Origin of the sequence: Streptomyces sp. P17, assembly GCF_032436805.1 — a bacterium.
Lineage (GTDB): Bacteria > Actinomycetota > Actinomycetes > Streptomycetales > Streptomycetaceae > Streptomyces.
In genome coordinates this window covers 1-267 of sequence record NZ_JAVRBF010000910.1, presented here as the reverse complement: position 1 = coordinate 267, position 267 = coordinate 1, and the positions used below count along the sequence as shown (strand labels likewise).

The following is a 267-nucleotide window of genomic DNA, read 5'->3' as shown; positions in this document are numbered from 1 at the left end:
CCCGTGGCCTCGGTGGAGCAGACCGTCGACGCCATGATTGCGGCCTGCTCCAAGCCTTAATCCCTCAAGGCCCTCAGAGCCCCAGCACCGCCTTGGCGATGATATTGCGCTGGATCTCGTTAGAGCCCGCGTAGATCGAGGTCTTGCGGTAGTTGAAATAGGCCGGCGCCACGGGCGCGGCGTAGTCCGGCCCCGCCCGCCCTGCATTCGTGGACTCGAAGGTATCGGCCACGAACGGCGCGGCGTATTCGCCCACCGCCTCCAGCG

1 protein-coding gene is annotated in these 267 nt (G+C 66.3%); it reads right to left on the bottom strand.

The features are described 5' to 3' along the window. Nucleotides 1-73 precede the first annotated feature (73 nt). On the bottom strand, nt 74-267 hold a 194-nt coding region (locus RMT89_RS43405), incomplete at its 5' end, for an acyl-CoA dehydrogenase family protein (RefSeq protein ID WP_315889263.1).